Origin of the sequence: Bordetella genomosp. 10, from assembly GCF_002261225.1 — a bacterium.
Lineage (GTDB): Bacteria > Pseudomonadota > Gammaproteobacteria > Burkholderiales > Burkholderiaceae_B > Bordetella_C.
Genome location: NZ_NEVM01000001.1, coordinates 2,009,711 through 2,022,183, shown reverse-complemented (window position 1 = coordinate 2,022,183; position 12,473 = coordinate 2,009,711). Strand labels below are relative to the sequence as shown.

The following is a 12,473-nucleotide window of genomic DNA, read 5'->3' as shown; positions in this document are numbered from 1 at the left end:
CGCGAATATCGAACCCCCGGCATTGAAATCACGGAGTTGCTGAAATGGCCACGCTGGACCTGGACACCCTCGAAAACCTCTGCCGCGCCGCGCTGGAAGGCGCCGGCGCCTCTCCCGCCATGGCGCGAGACACCGCCGCCGCGCTCGCCTACGCCGAAGCGCGCGGCATCGCCTCGCACGGCGCCTCGCGCGTTCCCTTCTACGCCACCCACCTGCGCAACGGCCGCGCCGACGGCGCCGCCGTCGCCGGCATCGCGCGCGAACGCGGCGGCGCGGTGCTGGTCGACGCCCACGACGGCCTGGCCTTCCCGGCGTGCGCCCTGGCCATCGAGGAAGCCATCCGCCGCGCCGGCGAATACGGCGTGGCCTACGCCGGCGTCTGCAACAGCCATCATTTCGGCGTGGCCGCCTACCATCTCGACGCGGTCGCCCGCCGCGGCATGGTGGGCCTGGCCATGGGCAACTCGCCGGCCGCCATGCCGGCGCACGGCGGCAAGCGGCCGCTGTTCGGCACCAACCCCATCGCCGCGGCGTTCCCGCGCCGCGACGCCCCGCCGCTGGTCATCGACCTGTCCCTGTCGGAAGTGGCGCGCGGCAAGCTGATGGTGGCGGCGCGCGAAGGCCGCGAGATCCCCCTGGGCTGGGCCCTGGACGCGCAAGGCCAGCCGACCACCGATCCACGCGCCGGCCTGGAAGGCAGCATGCTGCCCATGGGCGGCGCCAAGGGCGCCATGCTGGCCCTGATCGTCGAACTGCTGGCCTGTGCCCTCACCGGCGCGCACTTCGGCTTCGAGGCGGATTCCTTTTTCACCGAGGCGGGCAACCGCGCACGCATCGGCCAGGCCTTCCTCGTCATCGATCCGGGCGCCCTGGCGGGCCAGGCGGTCTACCTGGAACGGGTCGAGACCCTGGTCGCCGCCATGCTGGAGGACAGCCAGGTGCGCCTGCCGGGACAGCGCCGCGAAACCCTGGCCGACGGCGCGCGCTCGCGCGGCGTCGAGGTGCCCGACGCCCTGCTGGCCGACATACGGAAGCTGGCCGGCGGAGCGTAAGATGTAACGCTTGTCGCCAACAACCATCGGGAAGGGACAGGCATGGAGACGAGCAACACCCCCAACGGCAAGCCTCGCGTCGGCATCGCCGGCGTGGGCCAGATGGGCCACGGCATTGCCAGCAACATCCTGAAGGCCGGCTATCCGCTGGTGCTGCTGGATCATCCCGGCAACCAGCCGGTCGGCGACCTGCTGTCCCGGGGCGCCCGGCAGGCCGCGACGCCGGCCGAGGTCGCCCGCCAGTCCGACATCGTCGTGCTGTGCGTCACCGGCACGCCGCAGGTCGAGGACGTGCTGCTGCGGGACGACGGCGTGCTGGCCGGGCTGCGGCCGCAAGGCATCGTCATCGACTGCTCCACGGCCATTCCCTCGTCCACCCTGAAAGTGGCGCGGGCGGTCACGGACGCCGGCGGCCGCTTCCTGGACGCCCCCATGACGCGCACGCCCAAGGAAGCCGCCGAGGGCCGCCTGAACCTGATCGTGGGCGGCGACCGAGCCCTCTTCGAATACTGCCTGCCCCTGTTGCGCAGCTACGCCGAGAACATCACCCATGCCGGACCGGTCGGCGCCGGCCACCGGTTGAAGCTGCTGCACAACTACGTGTCGCTGGGCTTTTCCGCCGTGCTGGCCGAGGCCGCCGCCTGCGCCGAACGGGCCCAGGTGGATCGCGCCGTGCTCATGGACATCCTGGCCAAGGGCGGCGGCGACGGCGTGGTGCTGGGCCGCCTGCGTCCCTACATCGAGCACGGCGACACCGAGGCCTTCCGCTTTTCCATCGCCAATGCGCTGAAGGACATGGGCTACTACACGGCCATGGCGGAAGAAACCGGCGCGCCCCACGCCGCCGCCGAAGCCATCCGCGATACCTACGCGGCCGCCAGCGAGGCCGGCATCGCCCAGGCGCCGGTGCCGGAAATCATCGACTTCCTGGCCGGCGGCGCGAGAAAGTAGGCGCCGGGGCCGGCCAGAACGCAGCGCGCCGGCCATGCATGGGCCAGGGCGCGCCTTGCGCCGCACACGGCGCAAGGCGTCAAGAACCGGCGCCGCCTTCCGTCAGGACCGCCAGCTCGCGCTCGTCGAAACCGGCGGCGCGGCGCGCGTCCAGGTTGAAGGGGCCGCGCTGGCGCGGCGCCGCGTAGCGCTGCGCCAGCGCGGCGTGCCACGCCACGGGATCGTGGCCGCCCTTTTCGCAGAGCCAGCGGTACCAGCGGTTGCCGATGGCGACGTGGCCGATCTCGTCGCGCAGGATGATGTCCAGGATGGCCGCGCCGCGCGCATCGCCCGCGCCGGCCAGCTTGTCGCGGATCAGGGGCGAGGCGTCCAGGCCCCGCGCCTCCAGGATGCGCGGCACCAGCGCCAGCCGCGCGGCGATGTCGTCGCTGGTTTTCTCGGCCATCTCCCACAGGCCGTTGTGCGCGGGAAAGTCGCCGTAGGCATGGCCCAGGGTGGCCAGGTGCTCGTTCAGCAGCTCGAAATGGCCGGCTTCCTCGCGCGCCACGCCGATCCAGTCGCGATAGAAATCCGCCGGCATGCCGGGAAAGCGCCAGACGATGTCCAGGGCCAGGTTGACGGCGTTGAATTCGATATGGGCCAGCGCGTGCAGCAGCGCCGCGCGTCCCTGCGGGGTGCCGACCGGGCGCGACTTCAGCCGGGCGGGCGCCACCAGCACGGGTTGCGCCGGGCGGCCCGGCAACTGCCCCGGCGCGGCCAGGACCGCCGCGGGATCCACCGGCAGCGTGGCGTCCAGCGCGCGCACCGCCGCCAGCTTGCGCGGACCGTCGTCCAGCGCCAGGGCGGCCAGCGCGGCCCGGCGCAGCTCCGCTGGCGCGAATATGTGTAGCTCATCTTCCATCGCGGCAGGTTAACAAATCCGGCGCGAATCCTGGAACGGTCCCCGGCCCGGCGGCGGCCCGCGCGCCGCGTTCTTATAATCACCAGGCAATCACCGGGCGATCCTGTCCGCCTGCCGCACACCCCGCTTCCATGAACGACTCCCAGCGTGCCTCCTCCCCCGCCGCCGACCCGGACGATACGCGCCTGGCGGTCACGCGCTCGCTGGAAGGCATCGATCCGGCCGAATGGGACGCCCTGGCCGGTCCCCAGCCCTTCCTGTCGCACGCCTTCCTCTCCGCCCTGCACGAGATGGGCTGCGCCGCGCCGGCCAAGGGCTGGGCGCCCTACTACCTGATCCTGCGGCGCGCCGGCGCGCTGGCGGGCGCCATGCCCCTGTACGTCAAGACGCACTCGCGCGGCGAGTACGTGTTCGACCAGGCCTGGGCCGAGGCCTTCGAGCGCCACGGCCTGGCCTACTACCCCAAGCTGCTGTCGGCCGTCCCCTTTACCCCGGTCGGCGGGCCGCGCCTGCTCGCGCATGCCCATGCCGACCGCGTGCGGCTGGCGCGCGGCGCCATCGAGCTCACCCAGAGCCTGAAGCTGTCTTCCCTGCACGTGCTGTTTCCCCGGGCCGAAGACCGCGCGGCCCTGGAAGAAGCCGGCTACCTGGTGCGCGAAGGCGTGCAATTCCACTGGCAGAACACCGGCTATGGCGATTTCGACGCCTTCCTGGGCGCGCTCAACCACGACAAGCGCAAGAAAATCCGCCAGGACCGCAAGAAAGTCGCCGCGGCGGGCATCGCCTTCCGCTGGCTGGCCGGCGCCGCCATCGACGACGAGGCCCTGTCTTTCTTCCACGCCTGCTATGTCGAGACCTACCGCAACCACTGGTCGTCCCCCTACCTGACGCTGGATTTCTTCCGCCGCCTGCGCGACCGCATGCCCGAGGCCCTGGTGCTGATCCTGGCCTGTCGCGACGGCCAGCCCCTGGCCGCGGCGCTGAACATGACCGACGGCCAGGCCCTGTACGGCCGCCATTGGGGCGCCATGGCCTTCGTGCCCGGCCTGCATTTCGAGACCTGCTACCTGCAGGGCATCGAATACTGCCTGGCTCACGACCTGGACCGCTTCGAGGGCGGCGCCCAAGGGGAACACAAGATCGCCCGCGGCCTGCTGCCCACGCCGACCTGCTCGGCGCACTGGATCGCCGACCGCCGGTTCGCCGACGCCATCGCCGACTTCCTGCGGCGCGAAGGCGACGCCATGACCGCCTACCGCGAGGAACTGGAAGAACATACGCCCTTCCGCCAGGGCGAACCGTGACCTCGCTTCGAATCCCCAGTCCAATCCCCCAGTCCGATCCCCCGGTCTGATCCCGCGCTCGATCTCCCGGCCCTGCCCGGCGGCGGCCTGGTCCCCGGGCCGGCCGGGTTTCCCCCCGGGGCTCCCACTCTGTATGTTTTTGGCAACGTCCTATCGACTAGATCTTTAGTTCGAGCGACGCTTGAACAGACGTAACTGTTCAGCGTATTGTGTCGGACCCTTGCTCGTTATTTTTGAAATTTCCCACGCGTGACGGACCGGGGAACACGCTGACCACTTCCATTCATGACAAAGCGTCTGCGTGGATAGGCAACGCGATGGGAAGATATCGACCGCCATGAAAAAACTCACCCTGCGGCAGCGCCTGCGGGCCGGCTTCGCCGCCATCCTCGTCATCATGCTGCTGATGGCGCTGGTGGACTACAACCGGCTGCTGGCCATAGACAGCGAATCGCAAGCCGTCCATGACGACTCCCTGCCCGGCTTGCAGTACAGCGCCCGCCTCCTCAGCGCCTGGCAGCAGGGCTATGAAGTCCTGAGCCAGGGCGTCGCCCGCCAGACCCCGGCGCCGACGCTGCGCAACGCGCTGGAGCAAGCTGACACCCGGATGAACGAGCAATTGCACGGCTACGCGCAAAGCGCCTTCATCCTCGACGACCGCGAGGTCTACGCGGCTTTCCTGAAGACCATGAACGCCTATCGCCAGGCGCGCGCCGAGGTCGTGGCCAGCCTGCAAGGCGGCGACGCCGCGCGCGCGCTGGCGCAATTGCATGACGGCGTGGACCCCGCCTACGCCAGCGGCCGCGTCCAGTTGGACCATATGGTCGAGGAGAACAGCGGACGCGCCGGCCAGTCCGTCAATCGCATCCTCCAGACGCTGCGCCATGCCGAGTTGATCCTGGGCATGGGCCTGGTGCTCGCGCTGCTGGCCGCCATCGCGTTCGGCGCGCTGATCATGCGCGCCATCAACAGCCCCATGCGGAAAATCGTCGACAGCCTGGGCCGCTTCGGCAACGGCGACCTGGGCGCGCGCCTGCAATTGGGCCGCCGGGACGAATTCGGCGCCATCGAAGCCGGCTTCAACCGCATGGCCGACGAGCTTGCCGACCTCGTCGGCAAGGCGCAGCGTTCCGCCATCCAGGTCGCGACCTCGGTAACGGAAATCGCCGCGACGTCGCGGCAGCAGCAGGCCACGGTGTCTGAGGTGGCGTCCACCACCACGGAGATCGGCGCCACGTCGCGCGAGATCGCCGCGACCGCGCGCGACCTGGTGCGCACCATGAACGAAGTCTCCGCCGCCGCCGACCAGACCGCGGCCCTGGCCGATGGCGGCCATCACGACCTGTCGCGCATGGAGCACACCATGCGCAGCGTGGTGGAAGCCGCCGGCTCGGTCAACGGCAAGCTGGGCGTGCTCAACGAGAAGGCCGGCAACATCAACCAGGTGGTCACGACGATCAACAAGGTGGCCGACCAGACCAATCTGCTGTCGCTGAACGCCGCCATCGAGGCCGAGAAGGCGGGCGAATACGGACGCGGCTTCGTGGTCGTCGCCACCGAGATCCGGCGCCTGGCGGACCAGACCGCCGTCGCCACCTACGACATCGAGCAGATCGTGCGCGAAATCCAGTCCTCGGTGGCGGCCGGCGTGATGGGCATGGACAAGTTCTCCGAAGAGGTGCGGCGCGGCATGCAGGACATGCAGCAGGTCGGCGAGCAGTTGTCGCAGATCATCCAGCACGTGCAGACGCTGGCGCCGCGCGTCCAGGCGGTCAACGAGGGCATGCAGGCGCAGGCCACCGGCGCGGAGCAGATCAACCAGGCCCTGACGCAGTTGGCCGACGCCACGCAGCAGACCGTCGAATCGTTGCGCCAGTCCAGCCTGGCGATCGACGACCTGAACACCGTGGCGGGCGACCTGCGGGGCGGCGTGACGCGATTCAGGCTGTGATGAGCCCGGTTCCCGGCACGCCCCTCTCCGGCCACCGCGCCGCCGCGCAGCGGCGCCTGTTCCTGCGGTTTTCCATCGGGGCGGACGTCTATGTGCTGGATACGCGCGAGGTCCTGCAAGTGCTGCCGCTCGCGCCCTGCAAGCAGATCCCGGGCATGCCGCCCTGGGTCGCCGGGCTGGCGATGCACCGCGGACGCGCGTTGCCGGTCGTCGACGTGACGGCGCTGGCCACGGGACGGGCCGCCGCGCGGCTGACGAGCACCCGGGTGGCGGTGGTCGACAGTCCCGCGCCCGGCGGCGGCCGCGCGCCGCTGGGCCTGATCCTGGAGAAAGCCACGGAGACGGCGCATTACGATCCCTCGGCGTTCCTGCCGTCCGGCCTGGATCATCGCGATGCGCCGTACCTGGGACCGGTGCTGGAGACCGGCGGCACGCTGCTGCAATGGCTGCGCGTCGACGAGCTGGTGCCCGCGGCGGCGCGCGAGCGCCTGTTCGGCGCGGCGCGGGAGGCGCAGGAATGAATCGCGCACGGCCGTATTCGGGGCACGGCGCCGGCGGCGCGCAGCCGCGCGGCGCTACGTGGGCGAGCGGGTCCAGCCCGGCCGCGACGCCGGATGCCGCATCGACTGCCGCATCGACTGCCGCGCCGGCTGTCGCGTCGAATGTCGCGTTGAATACCGCATTGAACACCGTATCGACCACCGCATCGGCCGCCCTCTCCGACGCCCCGTCGACCATCCCGTCGAACACCGCGCCGGCCTCCGCCGCCCCGGACATGGGCCTGAAGGCCGCGTTCAACGACCTGCTCAAGCAGCGGATCGGACTGGACGCCGCCGCCATCGGCCAGGCGGCCATCGACCGCGCGGTGCGCCAGCGGGCGCAGGCGTGCAGCGGAGGCGATGCCGCCGCCTATTGGCGGCTGCTGGCCGGCTCGCGCGAAGAACAGCAGCAGTTGATCGAAACCGTGGTGGTGCCCGAGACCTCCTTCTTCCGCCACGGGGAATCGATGGACACGCTGGCCGTGCTGGCCCGCCGGCAACTGGCCGACGGCCGCCGGCTGCGCCTGCTCAGCCTGCCCTGCTCCAGCGGCGAGGAAGCCTATACGCTGGCCATGGCGCTGCTGGACGCCGGCGTCGACGCCAACCGGTTTTCGGTGACGGGGGTGGACGTCAGCGCGCGGCTGATCCAGCACGCGCGCCATGGCGTCTACGGCCGCAACTCCTTCCGGGGCGATGCGCTGGGCTTTCGCGCGCGTCATTTCAACGACACGGAGGCGGGCTATTCGGTGCTGCCGCGCGTGCGCGCCGACGTGGCGTTCCAGACCGGCAATCTGCTGGACCCCATGCTGGACCTGCCGCCCGCCAGCTTCGATTTCGTGTTCTGCCGCAACCTGCTGATCTACTTCGACGAGGCGACCCAGCGCGCCGCCGTCGACGTCCTGGTCGGCCTGGCGCGGCCGGACGGCTATCTTTTCGTCGGCCCCGCCGAGGCCAGCCTCCTGACCCGCATGGGCTTGCGGCAGGTCGAGGCGGCCGGCGCGTTCGCCTTCCACCGGGAAGCGCCGGCGCCGGCCCGCTCCCAGCCTTCCGGCCGCCTTGCCCAACATTCCCGTGCCGGGGCCAGGACCTATCGCGGCAACCGCGCCGGCGCGGCCTTCCTTCCCGCGGCGAGGACCGAGACGGAGGCCGGCGCAAGCCGCCCGGGCGCGCCGCGCGGCGCCGGCATGGCCGGCTATCGCGGCCACGCGGCGGCCTCGCCCCGGCCCGGCGCCGCCGCGGACATCCCCGCCGCAGCCCCGGCCTCCGCCGCCGCTGCCGCGACGGCCGAGTCCCTGGCCGCGGTGCAGGCGCTGGCGGATAGTGGCCGCATCGCCGCCGCGCTGGAGGCGGGCGCGCGGCACCTGGAGCGGCACGGCGCCTCGGCGCCGGCCTATTACCTGATCGGCCTGCTCCATGATGCCTCCGGCGCCAGCGCGGCGGCCGAGGCCGCCTATCGCAAGGCGCTCTACCTGGAACCCGAGCACCACGAAGCCTTGCTGCACCTGGCGTCGCTGGCCGAGGCGCGCGGCGATGCCGCGGCGGCGGGACAACTGCGCCAGCGCGCCGCCCGCGCGGGAGCCCGCCATGTTTGAACGCGAAGCCGGCCGCATCGACGACTGCTGGAACCGCATCGGCATCCGCGGCGACCAGTCCTGCCCGCGGCTGCGCGAGCACATCCATTGCCGCAACTGTCCCATCTATGCCGCCGCGGCCACGCGCCTGCTGGACCGCGCGGCCTTTCCGCAAGGCGCCCCCGATGGCGGGCAGGCCGAAGACGGCCACGGAGGCGCGGGCGGCGCGGCCGGACTACCGGCCTGGCGGGACGGCATGCATCGCGCGGACCTGCCGAAGCAACGGGATCAACGGCATCGGGGGGATCAAGGGGACCAACGGGACCAGTGGGACCGACAGGACCAGTGGGACCGACAGGACCAATGGAACCCACGGAGCCCATGGGACCAGCCGTCCGCCGATGCCGGCAAGGCATCGACCCTCTCCATCCTGGTCTTCCGCCTGGGCGCCGAATGGCTGGCGCTGCCCACCTCGACGCTGGCCGAGGTGGCGACCATGCGGCCCATCCACACGCTGCCGCGCCGCAGCGGCGTGGTGACCGGCGTCTGCAATATCCGCGGCCGGCTGCTGGCCTGCATTTCCCTGCCCGCGCTGCTGGGCCTGGCCGCGCCCGCCGGCGCGTCCGCCCCTGCGGGCGCCTCGGCCAAGGCGCTGCCGCGCCTGCTCATCCTGAACAGCGCGCCACGCGCCCTGGCGACGCCGGTGGACGAAGTCGAAGGCATACGCGCCTATTCGGCGGACGCGCTGGGTCCCGTGCCGTCGACCTTCGGCGCCGACCGCTACACCAGCGCCATCGCGCGCCACGGCGAACGCACCATCGGCGTGCTGGACGGCGAGCGCCTTCTGCACGCCATCGACCGGAGCCTCGCATGAATCCGGGCGACGACATCCGCAACGCCTCGCTGCTGGACCTGTTCCTGCTGGAAGCGCGCACGCAGGTGCAGGCGCTCAACGGCGGGCTGCTGGCCCTGGAGCGCGACGCCACGGCCGCCGACCAGTTGGAAGCCTGCATGCGCGCGGCGCATTCCCTGAAGGGCGCGGCGCGCATCGTGGGACTGGAAAGCGGCGTGCGGGCCGCGCACGTGATGGAGGACCTGCTCGTCGACGCCCAGGCCGGCCGGCGCCGGCTGATCGCGGCGGACATCGACCTGCTGCTGCGCGGCGCCGATCTCCTGCTGAAACTGCCCGGCATGGGAACCGCGGACGGCATCGCCCAGGCCGACGCCTACGTCGCCGCCCTGGCGGAGCACCTGAAGGGAGGCCTCGACGATGGCGGCCAAGCCGCCGCCCCGGCATCGGCGCCCCCCTCTCCATGGGCTTATACGCAGGAGGCGCCTCCCGTCACGCAGGCGGCGCCTGCCGTGGCCGTCCAAACCCGCGCGCCCCACACCGCGCCGCCCGCGCCACCCCACCCCGCCGGCGCCGAACGCGACCTGCGCGTCAACGCCGAGACGCTGGACCGCCTGCTGGGCCTGAGCAGCGAAACCCTGGTCGAATCGCATCGCCTGGGCCCCTTCGCCGCCTCGCTGCTGCAACTCAAGCGCATGCAGGAACAGTTGTCCCGGACGCTGGCCGCGGCCGACCACGACGCGGCCGACGGCGACACCCTGCGGCAAGCGCTCGCGCAGGCGCGCCAGTTGGCCGACGCATGCCAGCAGACCCTGGGCGACCGCATGGCCCGTGCCGACCAGTTCGGCTGGCGCATCGGCGACCTGGCGCAACGGCTCTACGACGCGTCGCTGGCGTGCCGCATGCGTCCTTTCGGCGACACGACCGGCGGCCTGCCGCGCATGCTGCGCGATCTGGCCCGCGACCTCGGCAAGCAGATCCGCCTGGTCGTCAGCGGCGACGCCACCCGGGTCGACCGCGACGTCCTGGAAAGGCTGGACGCCCCGCTGAACCACCTCCTGCGCAACGCCGTCGACCACGGCATCGAAACGCCGGCCCGGCGCGAGGCGCTCGGCAAGCCGGCCACGGGCACCGTGACGCTGGAAGCGCGCCACAGCGCGGGCATGCTGCTGGTCGAGGTCGCCGACGACGGCGCCGGCATCGACCTGGACGAATTGCGCGAGGAAGTCGTGCAGCGCCAACTGGCCAGCGCCGACACCGCGGACGCCTTGAGCGAAAGCGAACTGCTCAGCTTCCTCTTCCTGCCCGGCTTCACCACGCGCGACGCGGTGACGGAGGTCTCCGGCCGCGGCGTCGGCCTGGACGTCGTGCAGGACATGATGCGCCAGTTGCGCGGCACGGTCCGGATCCACCAGCGGAAGGGCGAAGGCACGCGCTTCACGCTGGAAATGCCCCTGTCCCTGTCCGTCGCGCGCTGCCTGATCGTCGACATCGGCGACGAACGCTACGCCTTCCCGCTGGCCTACGTGCAGCGCGCCCTGACGGTGCCGCGCGACGCCATCGCGCAACTGGAGGGCCGCCAGCACTTCACCCACGAGGGCAGGCAGATCGGCCTGGTGGCCGGCCGCCTGCTGCTGCAATATCCGGCGGGATCGCCGCCGGCCGGCGACGTGCCGGTGATCCTGCTGGGCGACGCCGTCCATACCTTCGGCATCGCGGTCGACCGTTACGTCGCCGAACGGACGCTGGTGGTGCAGCCGCTGGATCCGCGCCTGGGCAAATTGCAGGACATCCTGGCCGGCGCATTGATGGACGACGGCGCGCCGGTCCTGATCGTGGACGTCGAGGACCTGCTGCGCTCGATCGAAAAACGGGTCGCCAGCGGCGACCTGCTGCGGGTGGGCGACGGGCCGCGCGCCGACGACCGGCGCCGCAAGCGCGTGCTGGTCATCGACGATTCGCTGACGGTGCGCGAACTGGAACGCAAGCTGCTGCAGAACCGCGGCTATGAGGTCGCGGTGGCGGTCGACGGCATGGACGGCTGGAACATGCTGCGCGCCGGCGCCTACGACCTGGTCGTGACCGACGTGGACATGCCGCGCATGGACGGCATCGAACTGGTGACGCGCATCCGACACGATGCCCGCCTGCGGTCCATGCATGTCATGGTAGTGTCCTATAAAGACCGGCCCGAAGACCGGCAGCGCGGCCTGGATGCCGGCGCGGACTACTACCTGGGGAAGAGCAGCTTCCACGACGACGCCTTGCTGCAGGCGGTCGAAGACCTGATCGGACGCGCACAATGAAAATAGGCATCGTCAACGATATGCCGCTGGCGGTAGAGGCCCTGCAACAGGCGCTCGCGCTCGACCCCGGGCTGAGCGTGGCCTGGGTGGCCGGCGACGGCGAGCAGGCCCTGCATGCCTGCGCGGCGCAACGCCCGGACATCATCCTGATGGACCTGCTGATGCCGGTGGTCGACGGCGTGGAGGCCACGCGCCGCATCATGGCGCAAACGCCCTGCGCCATCATCATCGTCACCGGCGACATGGACCGCAATACCTCGCGCGTCTTCGAGGCCATGGGCCACGGCGCGCTGGACGCCATCGATACGCCGCAGATGGGCGGCGCCGACCCGCAGGCCGCCGCCGCGCCCTTGCTGCGCAAGATCCGCAACGTCGGCTGGCTGATCGGCGCCTACGACCGCGACAGGCCCCGGCATCCCGTGCCGCCGGTCCGGCCCGTGGCCGCCGCCCTCGCCCCTTGCCTGATCGTCATCGGCGCCAGCGCGGGCGGCCCGCCGTCGCTGGCCGCGCTGCTGGGCGGCTTGCCGGCCGACTTCCCGGCCGCCATCGTGCTGGTGCAGCATGTGGACGCCAATTTCGCCGCCGGCATGGCCAGTTGGCTGGACGAGCAGGTCACGCTGCCCGTGCGGCTGGCCGTCGACGGCGAACGCCCCCAGCCGGGCGCCGTGCTGCTGGCCGGGACGGACGATCACCTGGTGCTGCACGACGACGGCACCTTAAGATACACGCGCGAACCGGCCGAGGGCCTCTACCGGCCTTCCATCGACGTGTTTTTCGAGAGCGTGGCCCGGCATGGCCGGGCGCAGGCCATCGGCATCCTGCTGACCGGCATGGGCCGCGACGGCGCGCGCGGCCTGCAGGCCATGCGCGAGCACGGCATGCTGACCATCGCCCAGGACCGCGCCACCAGCGCGGTCTACGGCATGCCCAAGGCCGCCGCGGAACTCGACGCCGCCGTCGAGATCCTGCCGCTGGACCGCATTGCGCCCAGGTTGATCGCCGCGCTCGGCGCGACGACCGGCGCACCAAGAACGTAAAGAAGGAAGAC

The 12,473-nt window shown here is 71.4% G+C and carries 10 protein-coding genes; 9 read left to right on the top strand and 1 reads right to left on the bottom strand.

The window, feature by feature from the left end; all coding sequences use genetic code 11:
- Positions 1–44 precede the first annotated feature (44 nt).
- Both CAL29_RS08800 and CAL29_RS08795 read left to right on the top strand, forming a co-directional pair.
- Positions 45–1,052 carry an Ldh family oxidoreductase gene (locus CAL29_RS08800; protein WP_094852493.1) on the top strand — a complete coding sequence of 336 codons (1,008 nt, stop codon included), beginning with the start codon at positions 45–47 and terminating at the stop codon, positions 1,050–1,052.
- A gap of 42 nt (positions 1,053–1,094) precedes the next feature.
- Complete coding sequence (locus CAL29_RS08795; RefSeq protein WP_094852492.1) at positions 1,095–2,003, top strand: NAD(P)-dependent oxidoreductase; 909 nt, start codon at positions 1,095–1,097, stop codon at positions 2,001–2,003.
- A 79-nt stretch (positions 2,004–2,082) separates the two neighbouring features.
- Here CAL29_RS08795 and CAL29_RS08790 read toward each other — a convergent pair whose 3' ends face one another.
- Positions 2,083–2,904, bottom strand: a complete 822-nt coding sequence (locus tag CAL29_RS08790) for a ferritin-like domain-containing protein (RefSeq protein WP_094852491.1) — start codon at positions 2,902–2,904, stop codon at positions 2,083–2,085.
- A gap of 131 nt (positions 2,905–3,035) precedes the next feature.
- Between CAL29_RS08790 and CAL29_RS08785 the strand changes: the two genes are divergently transcribed.
- The 7 genes from CAL29_RS08785 (at position 3,036) to CAL29_RS08755 (ending at position 12,462) form a co-directional block, all read left to right on the top strand.
- Positions 3,036–4,208, top strand: a complete 1,173-nt coding sequence (locus CAL29_RS08785) for a GNAT family N-acetyltransferase (protein WP_094852490.1) — start codon at positions 3,036–3,038, stop codon at positions 4,206–4,208.
- Between the two features lie 337 nt (positions 4,209–4,545).
- Positions 4,546–6,159: a methyl-accepting chemotaxis protein gene (locus tag CAL29_RS08780; RefSeq protein ID WP_094852489.1), complete on the top strand. Its 1,614-nt coding sequence runs from the start codon at positions 4,546–4,548 to the stop codon at positions 6,157–6,159.
- Positions 6,159–6,680 carry a chemotaxis protein CheW gene (locus tag CAL29_RS08775; protein ID WP_094852488.1) on the top strand — a complete coding sequence of 174 codons (522 nt, stop codon included), beginning with the start codon at positions 6,159–6,161 and terminating at the stop codon, positions 6,678–6,680. Before CAL29_RS08780 ends, CAL29_RS08775 begins: the two co-directional genes overlap by 1 nt.
- 149 nt (positions 6,681–6,829) lie before the next feature.
- The gene (locus CAL29_RS08770) at positions 6,830–8,290 is read left to right on the top strand and encodes a CheR family methyltransferase (RefSeq protein ID WP_256977269.1); all 1,461 of its coding nucleotides are present in this window, start codon (positions 6,830–6,832) and stop codon (positions 8,288–8,290) included.
- A complete protein-coding gene (locus CAL29_RS08765; protein WP_143277639.1) occupies positions 8,283–9,143 on the top strand; it encodes a chemotaxis protein CheW in 861 nt (286 codons plus the stop codon). Before CAL29_RS08770 ends, CAL29_RS08765 begins: the two co-directional genes overlap by 8 nt.
- Positions 9,140–11,425, top strand: coding sequence for a hybrid sensor histidine kinase/response regulator (locus CAL29_RS08760; RefSeq protein WP_094852486.1), 2,286 nt, complete (start codon positions 9,140–9,142; stop codon positions 11,423–11,425). Before CAL29_RS08765 ends, CAL29_RS08760 begins: the two co-directional genes overlap by 4 nt.
- Complete coding sequence (locus CAL29_RS08755; RefSeq protein WP_094852485.1) at positions 11,422–12,462, top strand: chemotaxis response regulator protein-glutamate methylesterase; 1,041 nt, start codon at positions 11,422–11,424, stop codon at positions 12,460–12,462. Before CAL29_RS08760 ends, CAL29_RS08755 begins: the two co-directional genes overlap by 4 nt.
- Positions 12,463–12,473: the final 11 nt, after the last annotated feature.